The 18,182-nt window shown below is 52.2% G+C and carries 17 protein-coding genes; 7 read left to right on the top strand and 10 right to left on the bottom strand.

All coding sequences use genetic code 11. The annotated features are described in order from the left end of the window. The first annotated feature begins 275 nt into the window (after nucleotides 1–275). The 4 genes from ACHZB8_RS13210 to ACHZB8_RS13225 all read left to right on the top strand — a co-directional run bounded on the left by ACHZB8_RS13210 (nucleotide 276) and on the right by ACHZB8_RS13225 (nucleotide 3,174). Entirely contained in the window at nucleotides 276–596 is a 321-nt protein-coding gene (locus ACHZB8_RS13210) for a hypothetical protein (RefSeq protein WP_316860992.1), read from the top strand. Between the two features lie 45 nt (nucleotides 597–641). Further along, nucleotides 642–1,178 (top strand): cytochrome c, encoded by a 537-nt coding sequence (locus tag ACHZB8_RS13215; protein ID WP_316860993.1) that lies wholly within the window; start codon nucleotides 642–644, stop codon nucleotides 1,176–1,178. Between the two features lie 89 nt (nucleotides 1,179–1,267). Further along, nucleotides 1,268–2,671, top strand: a complete 1,404-nt coding sequence (locus tag ACHZB8_RS13220; RefSeq protein WP_316860995.1) for a multicopper oxidase family protein — start codon at nucleotides 1,268–1,270, stop codon at nucleotides 2,669–2,671. Continuing rightward, a complete protein-coding gene (locus ACHZB8_RS13225) occupies nucleotides 2,671–3,174 on the top strand; it encodes a cytochrome c (RefSeq protein WP_316860996.1) in 504 nt (167 codons plus the stop codon). The genes ACHZB8_RS13220 and ACHZB8_RS13225 overlap by 1 nt, the downstream gene beginning before the upstream one ends. A gap of 349 nt (nucleotides 3,175–3,523) precedes the next feature. On the opposite strand, the gene ACHZB8_RS13230 is transcribed toward ACHZB8_RS13225, so the two are convergent. Continuing rightward, complete coding sequence (locus ACHZB8_RS13230) at nucleotides 3,524–4,483, bottom strand: carbohydrate kinase (protein WP_316860997.1); 960 nt, start codon at nucleotides 4,481–4,483, stop codon at nucleotides 3,524–3,526. A 279-nt stretch (nucleotides 4,484–4,762) separates the two neighbouring features. On the opposite strand from ACHZB8_RS13230, the gene ACHZB8_RS13235 reads away from it, so the two are divergent. After that, a complete protein-coding gene (locus ACHZB8_RS13235; protein ID WP_316860999.1) occupies nucleotides 4,763–5,440 on the top strand; it encodes a D-lyxose/D-mannose family sugar isomerase in 678 nt (225 codons plus the stop codon). A 214-nt stretch (nucleotides 5,441–5,654) separates the two neighbouring features. Continuing rightward, nucleotides 5,655–6,656, top strand: coding sequence for a LacI family DNA-binding transcriptional regulator (locus tag ACHZB8_RS13240; RefSeq protein WP_316861000.1), 1,002 nt, complete (start codon nucleotides 5,655–5,657; stop codon nucleotides 6,654–6,656). 54 nt (nucleotides 6,657–6,710) lie between these two features. On the opposite strand, the gene ACHZB8_RS13245 is transcribed toward ACHZB8_RS13240, so the two are convergent. The 9 genes from ACHZB8_RS13245 to ACHZB8_RS13285 form a co-directional block, all read right to left on the bottom strand. Continuing rightward, nucleotides 6,711–7,766 carry a LacI family DNA-binding transcriptional regulator gene (locus tag ACHZB8_RS13245; RefSeq protein ID WP_316861001.1) on the bottom strand — a complete coding sequence of 352 codons (1,056 nt, stop codon included), beginning with the start codon at nucleotides 7,764–7,766 and terminating at the stop codon, nucleotides 6,711–6,713. A gap of 2 nt (nucleotides 7,767–7,768) precedes the next feature. Next, a complete protein-coding gene (locus ACHZB8_RS13250; protein WP_316861002.1) occupies nucleotides 7,769–10,225 on the bottom strand; it encodes a glycoside hydrolase family 2 protein in 2,457 nt (818 codons plus the stop codon). Nucleotides 10,226–10,405: 180 nt separating this feature from the next. Further along, nucleotides 10,406–11,494 carry an ABC transporter ATP-binding protein gene (locus ACHZB8_RS13255; protein WP_316861004.1) on the bottom strand — a complete coding sequence of 363 codons (1,089 nt, stop codon included), beginning with the start codon at nucleotides 11,492–11,494 and terminating at the stop codon, nucleotides 10,406–10,408. Continuing rightward, the gene (locus ACHZB8_RS13260; RefSeq protein ID WP_316861005.1) at nucleotides 11,491–12,105 is read right to left on the bottom strand and encodes a DUF624 domain-containing protein; all 615 of its coding nucleotides are present in this window, start codon (nucleotides 12,103–12,105) and stop codon (nucleotides 11,491–11,493) included. Before ACHZB8_RS13260 ends, ACHZB8_RS13255 begins: the two co-directional genes overlap by 4 nt. Nucleotides 12,106–12,109: 4 nt before the next feature. Beyond that, the gene (locus ACHZB8_RS13265) at nucleotides 12,110–12,994 is read right to left on the bottom strand and encodes a carbohydrate ABC transporter permease (protein ID WP_316861007.1); all 885 of its coding nucleotides are present in this window, start codon (nucleotides 12,992–12,994) and stop codon (nucleotides 12,110–12,112) included. Between the two features lie 2 nt (nucleotides 12,995–12,996). Continuing rightward, nucleotides 12,997–13,878, bottom strand: coding sequence for a sugar ABC transporter permease (locus tag ACHZB8_RS13270; RefSeq protein ID WP_316861009.1), 882 nt, complete (start codon nucleotides 13,876–13,878; stop codon nucleotides 12,997–12,999). Nucleotides 13,879–13,974: 96 nt separating this feature from the next. Next, complete coding sequence (locus tag ACHZB8_RS13275) at nucleotides 13,975–15,228, bottom strand: extracellular solute-binding protein (protein ID WP_316861011.1); 1,254 nt, start codon at nucleotides 15,226–15,228, stop codon at nucleotides 13,975–13,977. A 208-nt stretch (nucleotides 15,229–15,436) separates the two neighbouring features. Next, on the bottom strand, nucleotides 15,437–15,889 hold the full coding sequence (locus ACHZB8_RS13280; protein WP_316861013.1) for a hypothetical protein: 453 nt from the start codon (nucleotides 15,887–15,889) through the stop codon (nucleotides 15,437–15,439). 334 nt (nucleotides 15,890–16,223) lie between these two features. Then, a complete protein-coding gene (locus ACHZB8_RS13285) occupies nucleotides 16,224–16,940 on the bottom strand; it encodes a GntR family transcriptional regulator (RefSeq protein ID WP_316861015.1) in 717 nt (238 codons plus the stop codon). 238 nt (nucleotides 16,941–17,178) lie between these two features. Between ACHZB8_RS13285 and ACHZB8_RS13290 the strand changes: the two genes are divergently transcribed. Further along, entirely contained in the window at nucleotides 17,179–18,168 is a 990-nt protein-coding gene (locus tag ACHZB8_RS13290) for a phosphoglycerate dehydrogenase (RefSeq protein ID WP_316861016.1), read from the top strand. The last annotated feature ends 14 nt before the right edge of the window (nucleotides 18,169–18,182 follow it).

The following is an 18,182-nucleotide window of genomic DNA, read 5'->3' on the forward strand; positions in this document are numbered from 1 at the left end:
TGTTGCAACGAATGAGTATCGATGCCGGTTTAGTTTGTTCCATGACCTCTGGAAAAACGCGCTCGCCCTTTTGGTCCATACCAAGACGCGGAAAGAAATGGCTGTTTATGTTATGGCTTGACCTTCCACTTGATGGAAGCTTTAGATTGCTCGCGATTTTGTGACTCTGTCATGCATGATTTTGTGGCATGATTTTGTGGCATGATGCGAAACACGCCAAGAACAGGACCATTGGGATGAAGCGTCAGGACGCTCGAATTGGATGGATAGGAAACTTGCTCATATCACTGAGTGTGCTTCTGCTCGTCTATTCGGGCGGGAGATTTACGCATGCCGCCGAATTGCAAGTCGTGACCGAGGCAATGTCCGGTCACCATCATTCGGACCAGGCCTCTCACCAAGAGCCCCATACATGTCCCAACTGCCAAGCCACGCTCGACGAACATCAGGTGCATTGTGGAGCCAAATTGCTGGCTCTGAGCAGCGTTTTTGATGTTCTCAGCCCCATACTCGGTTACAGCGTCCCCGCGCACAAGGCCCGCGATCTGATCGCCCAAATCTTTACTCCGGATCCACCCCCTCCCCGTCTCGCCTGATTGAATTTGCATTTTCAGTTCAATTTCAATCAAAGGCGAGTGCATATGAAGACTTATCTTGTGGTGGCGGCCGCATTGGCGGTTGTCCCCCCCATCGTCGGTTCCCTCCCTGTTTCCGCCCATCAAGGGGCGACAGGGATCGTTGAGACACGCATGCATGCGATGAAGACAATCGGAGAGGCCGTCCGGCATCTGAAGGTCATGATGGCAGATGAAGACGACTATAATGCCGACTCTGTCCGGGAACAGGCAAAAATCATCCGGCTCCATGCGGGCAAAAAGATGACGCAGCAATTCCCGGAAGGATCGCTTCAGGACCCGACCCACGCAAAGGCAGAGATCTGGTCTGACTGGGACCGCTTTTTTCAGTTGGCACACCGGCTCAAAGACCTCGCAAGCGGTCTGGAGCTGGCGGCAGACAATGGCCTGATGCTGGAAGGTCAGAGCCACATGGAAGACATGATGAGCAACGGCAGCCCGAGCCCCGATGCGCTTGGCCAGATGCCAGCCGATGGGCTGGTCACAATGATGATCGAGACCTGCTCGGCCTGCCATCGCTCGTTCCGCGCCAGAAAACCCTGACGCCTGATCTCCCCTTTCAAACAATATGTCGACCGCCGACGCGCGTGCCCAAACCAGCCCCCGGCCAACGACAGACAATGGAAATTGCCATGAAACTCAACAGACGACATTTTTGCAGACTTGGCGTTGGCGCCGCGGCTGCGACCGTCCTTGCTCCTTATCGATTTGCCCTTGCAAAGGACGGATATCTGGAAATCCGGGCAGGCAAGGCGGAACAATCGCTCTATCCGGACAGCCCGGCCTCGACGCTCTGGACCTATAACGGAACCGCTCCGGGCCCGGAAATCCGGGTCCGACAGGGCGAGCGCCTGAAGGTTCGCTTCATCAATGAGCTGGACGAGCCATCCTCGATCCATTGGCACGGCGTGCGTATCGCCAACGCCATGGACGGGGTGCCCGGCCTGACGCAGAAGGCAGTTCAACCCGGCGAAAGCTTCGACTATGATTTTGTCGTTCCTGATGCCGGAACCTACTGGTATCACGCCCACAACAAAAGCTGGAATCAGGTCGGACGCGGGCTTTATGGTCCCCTGATCATTGAAGAGCCCTACCCCACCTTTGATGCAGAGCATGACATCACGCTGGTCATCGACGACTGGCGCCTGCTAGACACCGGCCAGTTCGATGAAGGCTCGATGGGCAACATGATGGACTGGAGCCATGCCGGCCGGCTCGGCAACTGGATCACCGTCAATGGAGAGAGCCAGCCGGAGCTTGAACTGAAGGCCGGTGAAGCCTATCGCCTGCGGCTAATCAATGTCTGCAACGCCCGCACGCTCCAACTTGACCCGAGCCGGTTCGGTGCAAGGATTCTCGCCCTTGACGGTCAGCCCCTACCCGAGCCCGTTGCCCTGTCTCATGCGCCCTATCTTCTCGCTTCGGCACAACGAGTCGATCTGCTGGTCATCCCGAAAGCGGGGCAGGATTTCGCTCTTGAGGAGCTTTCCGGCAACAGGCCGTTCCCGTTCCTCAATTTTCGTGTGAGCGGGACCGGTGCTGCGTCGCCTTCGTCTGGCATACCGACGCTCAAGCCCAATGCACTTGCGGAACCGGAACTGGCCAGCGCAACCGTTCATCCGCTCATCATCACTGGCGGAGCCATGGGGCGCTTTGACGGCATCACCTATCAGGGCAAGCCCCTTGGCCGGGAAAGCATGATGCAGAGCAGGCAGTTCTGGGCCTTCAACGGCGTTGCCAATCTTCCCGAGCAGCAGTTCTTCACGGCCAAACGCGGAGAAACCGTCTTCATCGACATGGTCAATGACACGGCCTGGCCTCATGCCATGCATGTCCACGGTCATCACTTCCGGATTGTGGAGAAAGAGGCGAGCGGGCTCGATGAAAGTCAGCCATGGAGAGATACCTTCCTCATCGATCCCGGCCAGACAACCAGAATTGCCTTTGTTGCCGACAATCCCGGCAAGTGGCTTTTGCATTGCCACATGCTCGAACATGCCGCAGCAGGCATGACCACATGGTTCGAGGTGGTGTGATGAAACGAAAGACAATTCTTCCGAACCGCTTGCCCACAAGGGGCATTGTGGTTTCGACAGTGCTGGCAGGCTTGCTCGCGCTCGGTCTTGGCGGGATGCTCTATGCAAGAGACCGGAAAGCGGCAGGGCTCCTGTACCCCGATGACATAACGGTCGTTACTCTGGGCCAGCAGATCTATGCGGAGCAGTGCGCAGCCTGCCACGGCGACACTCTCGAGGGGCAGCCAGATTGGCAAAATAGAAACGAAGATGGTCGCCTGCCCGCGCCACCGCATAATGAGACCGGCCACACATGGCACCATCCTGATGCGGTGTTGTTCGGGATCACCAAATATGGTCTTGCTGCGTTCGCCAACATGCCGGACTACAAGACCGACATGCCGGTCTACAAGGATATTCTCAGTGATGAGGAAATCATTGCCACGCTCTCCTACATCAAGAGCGAATGGCCAGATGAGATCCGCAAGATGCATGATCAGCGCAACGCGATGAAACAGGACTGACGCCTTTTCAGATCTCCATTTTCGTTCCGGTGGCGATCAAAGAGCCAAAAACGATTGCCACAGCCTCCGTGCGACCGAAAGGCTGCGGGAGATGGAAAGGAGTGGTTTTGTTGATTGTCAAGGGATGACGGCGCGCTGACAGATGATAGGGGATCCGGTTCATCCTGAATCAGATAGGGTGTGCCCATGCCGGATCCGATTCAAATTGACGAACACACCATTTTCCTTGCGTCAAAGCGACCAGCGTCAAGGGTGTGAAAAGGGAGCGTCCTCCCTATCCGGAGGGCGCTCCCGCATATCCCTTTTCGGCGCGCGTGACATTGGCGAGAACGTGCAAATTTGCGGCGCATCACACAGACAATTCGTCTCTCCATGGAGGGTTGGCACCCTGACGGGACACCGTTATCGCCGCCACCTGCGTTGCGAATGAGGAAACCTCTCGCAGTGCGCTCTCCCCTATGCTGCGGAGTTTGCGTTTTTCCAGCCAATCCAATTCTGCAAGTTTGGCCAAAATGGCTGCATTGAAGCTGTCACCCGCGCCAACCGTGTCCACCACACACGTTTTCGGAGCTGTGACCTGAAGTGAAAGGCCTGCCCGAGTGAAAGCCGCGGCCCCTTTTGAACCAAGGGTCACCCAGATAATCGAAGGGCCCTTTTCAAGCAGAAAATTCGCTTGCTCTTCCAAGCCGTCGCCAATGCCGTTCTGTGCTCCACATAACCAGGCCAAATCCTCGTCAGACACTTTCACGATGTCGCTCAGTTCGAGCATGGTTTCGATGCGCTGACGATACTCACCCTCGTTTTTGACGAACTGTGGGCGTATATTCGGATCGAGCATCACGACGCGGGTAGAAGCCTCTCGCTGAGCGAGCATTTCATAGGTGCAAGCACAGGGCTCCACACACAGGCTGATTCCGCCGAAGAACAGCACATCGATATCAGATGGAATTGCAGGAACGTCATCGGGGCCGAACATCCGCCCTGCGGTGTTCTCATCATAGAATGCATAGCGCGCCTGACCATTCGAGAGTTCCACGAATGCCAATGTGGTCGGTCGATGACAGCGCGGTGACAGGTCTGACGAAACACCACTTTCCTCAAGGCTCTTCACCAACTGGTTTCCGAACAAATCGTCTGACAGGCCGGAAAGAAATGCGGTGTCACACCCCAGTCGCCCCAATCCAATAGCCGTATTGAAAACGGCCCCACCACTGCACGGCAGATAAGCCAGACCATGTTGGTCATTTCTTATTGGAATCATATCGATCAAAGCTTCGCCACAACACAGAATTTTCGCCTTTGGTTTCATTTTCCCTCGCCTTTTGTCATCGCCAACCTCCCCTTAACGAACCGGTCATCACCATTGCAGGATGCGACCAGAAGGCCCGGCACATCATCACAGCCGACAGAGAATGGCTCGCCGCAAAATATACAACGAAATAATTGTACAAATTACATATTATGTGATAATTTTCAAGAAAATTACATCGTTGTAATTTTCAGCCACAAGAACATCAATCAAGCCATGTCGCTGACGGAGCAAGTCACGGAACGGCTTTTTCAACCCCCATGTCTGGAAGATGAAACCATGAAGCGATCCTACGTAAATGAAATTCTGAAAGAGGGCGACGCCTTTATTCGCTCTTTCGGATATGTCTTGCCGCCCTTTGCCTACCTCACTCCCGAGGAATTGAAGGCAACACAGAACAGCCTTTACCACGAGAGGAACATGGGTTGGGACATCACCGACTATGGTGAAAACCGGTTTGATGAGCTTGGATTGTTTCTCTTCACCGTGCGCAATGGCATCGCCGGAGATCTGATCAAAGGCAAAGGCATGCTGTATGCAGAGAAAATCATGATTAGCCGCAAAAATCAGATCGCGCCAATGCATCGCCATTTCCTGAAAGCAGAAGACATAATCAATCGCGGTGGCAGCAAAATGGTGCTGGAGCTTTTTGCGCCTGATCATGAGGGCAAAATCGACCGGGAAGCGGATGTCGTGGTGCCCATTGATGGGCGCATGGTAACCCTTTCTGCTGGAAGCCATGTTCGCCTTGAACCGGGCGAAAGCATCACCTTGATGCCGGGCATATGGCATGCCTTCTGGGGAGAAGAGGACGATGTTCTCATCGGCGAAGTGTCAACCGTGAATGACGATCGCATAGATAACTGGTTTGAAATGGATATTGGCCGCTTCTCTACGATTGAAGAGGATGAGGCTCCACTTCATTTGCTGGTATCGGACTATGATCAGTATCTATAGATTTTAGCTATTCAAACATGCGGTTTTCAGCCCGCATGTCAGCTCATGCGTCGGCTCATGCGTCTCTGGCAAGGCGCGTGAGCTTTTTATTTTGGCTGTTTGGCTGCCCAAAGGTCATCTTCCATCTATTTTGAAGCAATTCATCACTTCACTCGATTTGCAAACAGCTCTAGATTGTTCGGCAACCATTGCCGGGACAATCTGAAGAGCACCCATGACACCGAAAAGCAGACCCACACAGCAAACAATTGCGCAGTTAACTGGCTTTGCAATAACGACCGTATCCAAAGCGCTAAGGGATGATCCCAAGATTGCAGAAGTTACGCGCAAGCGTGTGGCTCAAGTCGCTGCGGAAATTGGTTATATACCTGACCGAGCCGCGCAACGGCTTAGAACGGGCAAAACAAAGATCGTCAGTCTCATCCTCGATCCGCATGATGAAATACTGGGGTTTGGAAACTCAATGATTTCCGGCATCGTGAAAGCCCTGAATGGGTCTGGATACAATCTGACGATGACGCCTCATTTCAGTTCTGATCCTCAATCCGAAGACTCGGTTTTCCAGATTGTCCGGAATGGTTTGGCTGACGGTCTCTTGTTCAGTCGCACCCGCTTGTTCGACGAGCGGGTGAAATTTCTCTTCGAACAGAAATTCCCCTTTGTAACCCATGGCCGAACCGAATTTGCCTTCAAGCACAGCTTCGTGGATTACGACAACGAGTTTTTTGCCTATCAGGCCGCCAGGCGCCTGATTGACAAGGGCTGCAAGCATTTGACGATTCTTCTTCCAGCCAGTGAATTCACATTCTACCAGCACATGCATTATGGGTTTGCCAGAGCCGTTCGCGAAAATGGCGTCTCCTACAGTCTGCCAAACACCGTGACGCTGGATTCACCGATTGATGATTTGACTAAATGGGGCAACCAGATTGCCAAAATGAAAGACATGCCTGACGGCATTATCTGCCCCGGAGAATTGTCATTTCTGGCATTTCGCAGCGGGATGAACGACTATGGCAAGCTGCTTGGACGAGACTATCAGGTCGTCGTGAAATCAAACTCACCGGCTCTCAAGCTGATTGACCCTTCTATAGACCGTATCGGTGAAGACATTGAAGAAGAAGGCTATATGATGGGCAAGAATCTGCTTCAGCTTATGGATGGAGACGGTGACCAAGTGCAGCAAACACTGCAACAGCCGCAACTCCTGTACTGACCGGAAAGGTCATCAATTCGGCAGTTCGCTAAACGGAAAACTCATCAGCTGGCTTCAAAGCCGGGTTTTCTGCGATTTATCCAGGAGGCTTGTGGGGAGTCTCAGCTCTGTTTGCTCGACGATTTGACAGTCTGAAATCGGGGCACCGTCCATACGTCGAATTAAGGTGTCGGCCAGGTTCCACCCAGCTTGCTGTCTTGAGTAATAGGACGAGAAAAGCTGATCATCGAGATAGTCGCCAAGATTGGTTCCGGAGCGTATGGCATAGCCTGTTTTCAAGGCCTCGAGGCCCAGAGCATCCCGTACACCGGCTCTTGCTCCGAGGAAAACCAGTTCATTGACACAAACGAAAGCATCCGCGCCGCTCTTTGCCAACACTTTCGCTTCCCGTCGAGCGACATCAGCCAGAGCCGGTATGTTTCTAACAAGATCCCGGTTGTAGCTTATCCCTGCTTCCTGAAGGGCCTTTTGATATCCACGCCGCCTCTGCTGAATGAACATGAAACGCTCATCCCCGTCGATCAGCGCAATTTTCCGATATCCGTGATCAAGCAATGCCTTGGTGCCCTGATAGGCAGCGAATTCATTGTCGATATCAAAATAGGGGAATTGAGAGAATAGCTCCGCCCGGCCAAAAGCCACGAACGGCGTATCTTGTTCCAGCAAGTATTTTATTCTGTCATCTTGCGGCTCTGTATGATCGAAGATGATGCCATCGGCGTTTCTGCCCTGAACAACATTCTGGATGAGATCAAGGCAGCTCTCGCCAATCGTGACAGGAACGGCTCTCACGGCATAATCGGTATCTGCAAATCTTTTGTGAATGCCATTCAGGATTCCGACTGAGCCGGAATCCCCTATTTCCTCTTCGGGAGAGGCCGACAAAAAGGCCATCACCACGAAAGTTTTTCCGGTGCGGAGCTTGACCCCGTCCATATTCCGCACATAGCCCAAGGCGTCTGCGGTCTGGCGCACCTTGTCGATCATCTCCGGACTGATCTTGTCCCCATCCTTAAGCGCCCTTGCAACGGTCGTTACCGAAACGCCAACCGCATCAGCAATGGTCTTGAGTGTTACCGTGGACTTTCCTTCAGTCTTTCGACGCGCCATGTTCAGCCTTTTAAATATTGCAATTCCGGCGTCTGCGGTCCCAGATGAGACAATCGCTTTCGTCGAATACACAAGTCCTTTGTCTGCCCCGGAATCATGGTGAAGCAGTTGTCGGAATAGATATCATCGCTGCCAAGATCGTAGCTAGTGTATAGCGCAGGCTTTTTACAGGTCAATCTGACAATCTCGCCGTCCTCTTCTGAACGCAAATGCTCCACTTCGATTTCGGGATCTTGCCAGTCATAATCACGAGGCGCCTTTGGCAAAAAGAAATTCTCTCCGGAGAAATCCTGCCTCGCACAGGTCCAATTGAACGCAAGAAAGACAGACTCGCCGAAATCAGCCAGAGGAAACCGCACCGCTTCGATGGCGCGATCCGTTGGCACTTCAAGAGACAGGGAAAATGGCGTTCTGACCTCTCCTGAAACAGAGACGTAGCGAAATTCCGCCGATACCAGAACCGGGTTTTCCGTATCATTCACGGCATAAACAATAACGTCGCCCGTCTTCATATCCGGTTGGGCCGTCAGAAGGACGGGGGAATAGAATTGCCTTGCCATATAATGCATGAGCTTCCAGCCGCCGCCATATTCGAGCCCGGACCAGCTGGCAACCGGCCATGTGTCGTTAAGCTGCCAATAGAGTGTCCCCATGCAACGTGGCTTGTTTGAGCGCCAGAATTCGATTGCCGTTTTCATCGCCATCGCCTGACTGATCTGGCTAAGATAGACCAGATCCTCAAAGCTGTCCGGAAACCGGAAATATCGGGAGATTGTTTCAACAATCCGGCTATTCCCGCCGTCATTGCGCTGATGCACATCCATGACCCGCGATGAGACATTTCTGTCGCGTGGCTCGGTAAAGCTCTCAATCACCCGCATGGAGGGGAATGACTGAAATCCGAATTCAGAACAGAAGCGAGGCCGGACCGTTCTGTAATGTTCGAAATCCTTGGCCGAATGCCAAACATCCCAGAAATGCATGTCCCCGGACGTGTCATCGTGCCAGCTGTCCCCAAAATTCAGCGGCCCGATTGATGGAGAGGATGGCCAAAATGCAATATCCAGATTTTCCTCTTCGACAATCTCCTGAAGGGCAAAATTCATGCGCTCATACATGGCAAGATAGCGATCCCTATTCTGCTTGCTCTCCGGATACCAGCCAAGTGCGCCGACCAGTTCGTTGTCACCACACCAGAGTGCCATGCAAGCATGTGACGAAAGCCTGCGGACCTGTTGCCTTGCTTCCTGTCTCACCAGACCAAGCCATTGGCGATCTGACGAAGGGTAGAGATTGCAGGCAAACATGAAATCCTGCCAAACGAGCAGCCCCAATTCGGAGCATAACTCGTAAAACCAGTCAGGCTCATACTGCCCGCCACCCCAGATCCGTAACATGTTCATATTGGCTTCGACTGCGGAAGTCAGGCGGTCACGAACCACGTCCGGCGTTGCCCTGCTCGGCAATGCATCTGCGGGAATCCAGTTGGCACCACGCATGAAGATTTCGCGATCATTCACCCGAAAGGCAAAACGGCGTCCAATGTCATCGCGATCCCTGATCAACTCGACTTTCTTGAGCCCAATGCGGAAATGCCTGACGTCCTCACCGACTTCGACAGTGAGATCATAAAGCGCCTGTTCGCCGTGTCCGGCAGGCCACCAAAGCCTCGGGTTTGGTATTGTCAGGGTCAGGGTCAACCTCTGCTCGCCGGGCCAAAGCTGTCTTTCGTCGGACACGGCATGCTCACCGGTCCGCGCAACAATCCTGACGCTTCCCGGCTCCAGTATCTCGCAGAAAGCTGTTATGTCTATATGGACAACACCATCTTCGTGCCGTTGGCGCATGGAGATGTCATCAAGGCGGCTTGCCTGGCACTGACGCAAAATGACATCGCCATAAAGCCCAACAGGCGATAGTGCGATATTCCAGTCCCACCCGGCATGGCACTGGGTTTTACGAAGAAAATTATAGTGAGGCAAACGATTATTGAACGCCAAATAGGGCACTTCGAACTCAAAGGAGTCGTGCTTTTCCTTGGCAATTTTCGAATTTGACAAGAAATGCACTTCGAGCTCGTTTTCGCCATCAAGAAGAGCTTCCGTTACATCGAAATCATACCGGACAAACTGACTTTGGCACATCCCGACTTCGATCCCATTCAGTCTGACAATTGCAAAACAGTCGACGCTTTCCAGTGTCAGGTATGCACGCTTTCCCTTTTTCCTTTGCGTCTCAAAACGGCGTTTTATCTGCCACTCATTTTCGTGAATCCAGTCAAGACTGGTTTCCGTTTCGCGCCAATAGGGATCGGAAATCTGATCTGATGCCAATAGAGCGGAATGGACATCTCCCGGAACCGGAAAGGGAAATTCCGCGCCATTCTTCAAGCATCTCGCAGTCCACTCGCCACTGAGACGTTGGCAATCATTATTTTGCTCTTTTGTAAAATCCATCATGACATTTCCTTGATCGCTCGTGTCTCTTCATTGCCGGTGAAAATATCCACCCGTTCACGGGCGAAAGTGTTCGCCCCTTCTCGTGTCGCGAGAAGTTGTAAGTCCAGAAATGAGCCATTGTCAGCTTTCGGCACAGGCTTTGATAGGCAAAGCGCTGGCCGATGACCTCAACGGCACCGGCTAGAGGTGCCGCCCATCGTCAATTGAAAACAAATGCGCGCATGAAAGGTCCCAGGTTATGGATTGCAGCTCGCCGGGTTGTAGCTTGACCAGACCATTTGCCCTGAGCCGGACCGGGGTTCCATGGAAGTCCAGAACAATGTGTGTTTCGGCCCCCATCGGCTCGCAAAGCTCTACGGTGTGACCGCGGGTAACATAACCATCAGCATGGTCACCAAGGCGCAATGCCTCGGGGCGAACAGCCAGAATTGCAGGCTCGCCATGCGAAACGAAGTGTCGGACTGAAGACGGGGGGAGAGGCAGGGACACATCACCAAGCCTGCCCCACAATCCATTGTCACCGGCCGCTATCTCCACGTGGATCATGTTGATGTCCTGAGAACCGATAAAACGGGCGGCAAACAGTGTATCTGGATGCATATACAGCTCTTCAGGGGTACCAAACTGTTCCACCTTGCCACCATTGAGAAGGACAATCTTGTCGGCCAGTGTCATGGCTTCGACCTGATCATGGGTGACATAGGCTATGGTCGCATTGAGTGTTTTGTGAATACGTTTCAATTCGGTGCGCATTTCGCCTCTCAGCTTGGCGTCCAGATTGGATAGTGGTTCGTCAAACAAAAACAATTGTGGATGCCGCACCATGGCGCGCCCGATGGCGACTCTCTGTCTTTGACCACCCGACAATTGCCCCGGTTTGCGCTTGAGATAGTCGGTCAGTTTAAGCACTTCCGCGACGCGATTGACTTCCCTTTTGATCCTGTCCTTGTCTGCCTTTCTGATACGCATGCCAAATGCGATATTATCGAATACGCTCATATGCGGATAAAGCGCATAGGATTGAAACACCATTGCGATGTTGCGGTCCTTGGGATCAAGTGCAGTCACATCCTTGCCTTCAATGAGGATTGAACCGTCGTGGTCAATTTCCAGTCCGGAAATCAACCGCAACAATGTTGACTTCCCACATCCAGATTCACCAAGCAAAACCAGAAATTCGCCGGCCTTGATTTCCAGATCGATATTTTTCAGCACTTGATGAGCCCCGAAAGACTTGCTGACATTTTGAATTTGCAGACCGTTATTCATAACCGGACCTCTTGGGAATGCATGGAAAGGAGAGAAGGATTTGGCAGATTTCTTATGATCACCGACTGAACCAGCCAATTATTAATCAGGGCGAAGCCAGACACTCCGAAATATGCGCCCAGCAGGGGCTGTTGATGGCACACCCACAGCAAGGGTAGAATTGCTGTCGCGATCAGCACAAAGCGTGATGAATACCGCAAGAAAAAATGCCGACAATTATAGAGTGCATCGGAAAAGCTGCCCGACATGATGGCGATCCCGTTGAGACCGGCAAGCAAAACAGAGACGGCAAGGATCGTAGCCAACAGGGCAAAGACCGCTACAATACCGTCCGAATTCAATCCAAAATAGCCGCAGAACAGGACCATGCCCCCACACAGCAGTCCTAGCAGATTAGATCGGATGAATTCGGAACGGTATTGGCCCGCCATCCCCAGCAGAAGATCTTTCAACTCCAATTGGCGGATTCTCGCGCTCGCCCACAATGATGCAACGAAAGCTGGAAAGATCCCCAACAGACCCAATCCCAAAATCGAGAGAGAAAAGAAGGTCAGATTGATCAGAAAAAGGCGCCAGATCATATTGACCGAGAAAACGACAAATGACTGCATGACGTCACCCCTTTACGGCCCCTCGGGTTACCCCGGAGACGATCTGGCGCTGGAGGAAGAGGAAAGCAACGATCGCCGGGGCGATCACTATGACGATGCCGGCCATCAATACAGGCTCGGTGCTGGATGCAAGGGCATCGGACGCCTTGAACAGCAACATCGAGACCGTGGATTGCCCTGGACGAGGCGTGTAGAGATACGGCATCACGAAATCATTGTAGATATAGATCGTGCGCAATATGACCACCGTCGAAATGGCCGGTGTCATAAGCGGGAGGATCACTTTCCAGTAGATCTGGAAATAGCTTGCCCCTTCAATCCGGGCACTTTCATCGATCTCGACACTGATTGAGTTCAGATAGACGATGAAGATGTAAAGGGAAACGATGTCCGCCCCCGAATAGAGCAAGATAAGCGCCCATTTGGTATTGACCAGCCCCAATGTCAGCATCACCTGATAGAGCGACACCTGTGTCGTAATGGGAGGCACAGCCATCACCGTGACATAGGCAATCATGATCAGATTACGCCCGGGAAAGCGGAAGCGGCTAATGACATAGGCCGCCATGGTGCCAACCAGCGTGATGATGATGAGCGACAACAGGATCACGAACAACGTGTTGTAGAAGGATAGACCGACGGGCTGCTTTTCAAAGAAATCCAGATAGTTTTTCAGATTCGCCATGCTGTTTGGCAGATCGGTTCTACTGCCTCGCAGCAGTTCCAGAGGCGTCTTGAAAGAGCTGTTAAAGGCCAGCAGCAATGGCGCGACAACAGACAAGGAAGCGAGGATGAGAATGGTATAGTGGAAGCCATTCCAGAATTGTTTCTGTGGTGACAGGCGGCGTCTTTTCGGACGAGAGCCCAGAGACGGGATAGGCGTAGTCATGGTCATTTTTCTCCCTCGCGATCAAACAAGGTTCTCTGGGCAATAATGGAGATCATCACGAAGCAAAGCAGAATGACGGCCATTGCCGAGGCCACACCAACCCGCCGGAATTCAAAGGCTTCTTCGATTGTTGCCATAACGAAGGTTTTGGTCCCGTTCGCCCCTTGCGTGATAAGGAAGGGAACTTCGAAAACCTCCAGAGAGCCGACAGTCGAGAGAATAAGCTGAAGACCGAGAACCGGAGCGATCGACGGCAGAGTGATATAGAGGAACTGGTGCCACTCGCCTGCCCCTTCGATCTGGGCGGCCTCATATTGATCGGTAGGAACCGACTGCAAGGCGCCATAGGTGATCAGAAGCTGAAAGCCGAGATATCGCCAGACAGATGCAAACACCAGTGACCATTTCACGATTGCAGGATTCTGGACCCACTCCTGCTTGAGCATATCGAGCCCGACAAGATGCAGCAGGGAATCCAGCCCTCCATCGATTTGCAGAAAATAGCGAAAGACCATGGAAACCGCGACTGAGTTCAACACAAATGGCATGAAGAGCAGCATGCGAAACAGGTTGGAGCCAGGCATCCCCCGGTTCAGAATGACAGCGAAATAGGTTGCAAGAGCCAACTGTATGATCGAGCCGATAAAATAGTAGACCGAATTTATAAGTGGCGTCAGAAGCTCCTGATCATCGAACAGAATTCGACTGTAATTCTGCAAGCCGACAAAGGCCTTGTCAGGAGACAGCCCGTTCCAGTCCGTCAGTGAAAACCAGATCAACTGAAAGAATGGATAAATGGAAAATAACGTCAGCAAAGTGAGGGGCAGGATCAGGAATCCAATAATCACAAGACGTCGTTGGTTCTTTGCTGAAGCGATCAGCATCCTCGGCTCCGTATTTTGTTCATGTGGAGAGCTTACCGACAAGCACCCGTTCCCAAGGGGGCGATAGAATGCAGAGAACGGGTGCTGCCTGCGGTATTAGTGCTTGATAGCCTCAGCCCAGCGCCGGTTAATATCGGCGATGGCCTTTTCGTAATCGGGAGCGAGGATAACGTCCCGAATGTAGGTGCCTGTCATGAAGTCAAGCCGGGCGTCACTCATTGCCTGCTTGAACTTGGAACTTGGGGTCCCCGCCCTGATTTCAACAGGATCATAGGAATAGAGCTCAACAAGCTGCGGCATGGTCGGCTTGATGCGGGTGTCGCCGGGAATGAAGCCTGCGATGTTTGCAACATCAGTCTGGGTCAGCAGGAAATCGATCCAGGCCTTGGCCGTTGCCTTGTTCTTGGAGTTGACAGAAACCCCCAAAGCCCAGTCCGGATTAAGCAGAATGGGCGCTTTGCCACTGTCATCAATTGGAAGCGGGAACATTCCCAGGTCATTCGAGACATTTTCAAGGCCCATGGCTTCACCGGCTTCAACCGCCTGAGGGACGGACCAGTTTGCCAGGAACCACATCGCAGCCTGGCCGGTACCGAGCATCGCCTTGGACGGGTTCCAGTTGTTTGACGTGTAGTCGCGCTCTGTGCACCCTTTGTCAAACAACTCTTTTACAAATCCGATGGCTTTGCCATAGGGTTTGTCTTTGGAAAACGGCGCCTCATCGGTCAGCATTTTCTCGTAATAGTCGCCATCGTTGGCAAACATCAGAGCGGCTTTGTCCCACTGCTGCATCGGCCAGCCTGCGCCCATATTGATTTCAAGCGGCGTGATGTCGACAGCCTTCAACTTCTCACAAGCTTCAAGAAAATCACTTTTCGTTTTGGGGATCTCTGAAATGCCCGCTTTCTTGAAAGCTTCCTTGTTATAGACCACCGCTTCGGCATTCACGCCGTAAACGAAGCCGTACATAATGCCATCGTAGATGTATCGTTCAACGAACTGATGGGTCGCATTCAGATCCATATCGTTCAGAGACTCGTAGAAATTTACATATTCATTCGGCGGAATGCTGTCCAGAATATTCAGAACATCCCCGTAGTCTCCAGACGAAATGCGCGTTGGCATTTCTTTTCGGTAATTGGTGATACCAATGACCTCAACTTCGGTTCCAGGGAACTTTTCCTCGAATTCGCTGGTCCATTTGTCCCAATGCCCACTTTCAAAGAAATGGGTGAAATGGGTGTAGAATGTAATTTTCCCATCAACAGCTTGTGCTGTTTGACCCGGCTGCCCCATGCTAAAAAGAGCAACCACAGCGGCTGAAACCGTCACCTTGACGCTATTCTTCATAGCTACCTCCCAAGATTGATTGACGTCAGGAAGATGACCCCGAGATGTGCAGAATGTCAAGGTTTATCGTTAAACCTTATATGGTATAATTTTTAATATTCAGCCATTTCATATAGATACATCGTTATTATTTGAAAAATTCCGTCTCTTCTCATTGTGGACAATCACAAGACACAGCGCATTCAGATGAAAAATCCGCATATTTTCATCAATTTTCCACGAAATCAGATAGATCCACTTGAATTGTCTTCGTCGTAAAAATTCGCAGGAAAGCAGCAGCCATTCGGGGAAATACAACGTTATACCTGCGAAAGACAAACAAGGCAGAATCGCCGCGTCGATTTCGAGACGTGTCTTTGCTGTGAGATCTGGCGTTGCTGCACACCAACTCAAAACGGCAATTCTGACTACCAACCGGATCTGCCAACCAATTCCGTCCGGTCGCCAGAGAACCCAGGCGGAAAAAGTCGGCTTCGCCATACCGGTCGCTCAGGCGCAGCGCAGCGCGGCGCGGCGCGGCATAGTCGACGGCAGAGACGCTGATATGAATTTGCAAAAATCGCGACCCACGCGCCAAGCGATCGAGATCATTTCTCTTGAGGTTAGGATCGACGGCAAGAAGCGGACATTTTTGATGCCCTGATGCCGTGATAGCGTTCAAGACACCAAGCAACCCGAATCGGTCCACGGCTATGCCTTTGGCGCCAATACCGGACCTTGTCGCTCGTTTCCCATGGCTGCCGGTCGGCGGGACCTGGGGTGCGCAAGGCCATCAACGATGGCCAGCTTATCCAAAACGGTGATATGCGCTTTTCCAACGATAAAGCAGGCCCTGCCAGCTCCGAAAGACGGACCGGCCTTGACGGCACCACCCAATTCATCTGCCTATTTGAGGTTACGCAGCGCGTGAAAAGCGTCCCGCCCGGACTTCATCATGGCGTCCATCCTTGAAATTGGAACAGAATAACAAGGATGTCTCGCAGGTTCCTACATGCCTACAACTCAAGCTGTCCGCCCAAAGCGAGCGTCAGAGAGTTATCGATATGCCTTTCAAGAGCAGCTTTTGCTTCTTCGGCATTGCCATCATTCATTGGATTCAGCATTGCAAGATGCTCACCCACGATGCGTTCGGCGTTGCTTATGGTTACCTTCAATCGGCTCTGAACCACCATATGGATTTTGGTTGACGTAACCCGGTAAACATTTTCGATGAGCTTGTTTCCCATTGCCTGAATGAAAGCGGAATGAATGTCCCAATCCAGCTGCTGCATAAAGTCGAGCAATTCTTGCGGTGTCTTGCTGCTAATCTGATCTCGAAATTGCAGGTGATAGTCTATCCAACCCTCAATTGTTTCTTTGGGTATGTTTTTGATTGCCTGCTCCATGGCACTGACTTCAAGTATCCTTCGCAATTGGTAGGCATCCCGCACAAATGCGATATCAAGACTCGGAACCATGAGCCCTCTTTTGGGAAGAGACTGAATGAGGCCTTCAGCCTCCAGTCGAGAAATCGCTTCTCGCACAGACCCCAGCGTTGACCCTGTCAGCTCCACCAGCTCACGCTGTGATATCAACTGACCAGGCCGCAAAGCTCCATCATTGAGCAGTTTTACAATATTGTCATAAGCGGCCTGCTTAAGCATGGGCTCGGAAACTTGTACTTTTGAATGTCTTGCACCATCGGGTGACTTGATCGTTTTGGTTACTGCCATCTCTTACCTACGAAATTTTTGAGCGCGCTTGAATTTTATTCCTAACATTTATTTTTGTCACTACTAACATGTTTCTTGACAAAATTCATTGATAACATGTTAGATAGATGTTATCAGTTGATAAGCCAAAGTTCAATGACATATCAATTAACACTTAGTACCAAAGTAGCCGTCGAAGGTGGAACCACAGCCTAGTTTTGATTTTCGAAGCCACACTTCCCCAACATGATCAAGTAACATGACAAAGCAAAAAATCCTCGTTCTGACCGAACAGTTCACCAATGAATGCCCCTTGTTCGACCCCTTGAGAGAAAAGGGCTACGAGGTGATCGTGAATGAAACGGGCCGTCTTCCGGACGAAGCGACCCTCAAGGAAATGCTCTCCAGCGGTGTCGTAGCCACCATCGCTGGCGGAGAGCCCTACACCCCGGACGTGATCGCCGCGGCAAAAGATCTCAAGATGATCGCACGGTGGGGTGTGGGCTATGACAAGGTCAACGTCCCCGCAGCGACCGAACATGGTGTCCCCCTTGCCATGGCCTTTGGACAGAATCACGAGAGTGTGGCCGAATATGCCCATGCCATGGCCCTGTCTCTTGCCTGTGGCATTGGTCGGCGTGACGCCATGGTGCACGGTGGTACCTGGAAGTTCGACGGCTTCCATGCGGGTCTCTGGGAACGGACAGCCGGTCTCATCGGCCTGGGTCGGATTGGTGGTGCCATGGCACGTCGCCTCAAGGGCCAGTCCATGCGCGTGCTGGTTTATGATCCCTATGTGACCGCAGAACAGGCCGAGGCGGCTGGCGTCGAGAAATGCGACCTCGACATCCTGCTTGCAGAGAGTGACCTGATTTCGGTTCACGCACCGTCCACGCCGGAAACCCGCCATACGCTGAATGCCGAAACCTTTGCAAAAATGAAGGATGGCGTCATCGTGGTGAATACGTCCCGTGGGCCACTGATCGATGAAGCCGCACTCGTCGACGCCCTTAATTCGGGCAAGGTCTATGGTGCAGGTCTTGATGTGTTCGAAACCGAACCTCTGCCAGCCGACAGCCCCTTGCGCACCTGTGACAATGTCATTCTCAGCCCGCATGTATCCGGCATGGACAAGATGGCTGAAAAGCGCGTGACCTTGCGGTGCGTCAACAACATTCTTGCCTGGTTGCACGGAGATCCCAAAGAGCTTCTCCCCTATGTCGTCAATCCCGAAACACTGAACATCTGAACGGCAAGTGATAG

Source organism: uncultured Cohaesibacter sp. (assembly GCF_963556055.3).
Taxonomy (GTDB): domain Bacteria; phylum Pseudomonadota; class Alphaproteobacteria; order Rhizobiales; family Cohaesibacteraceae; genus Cohaesibacter.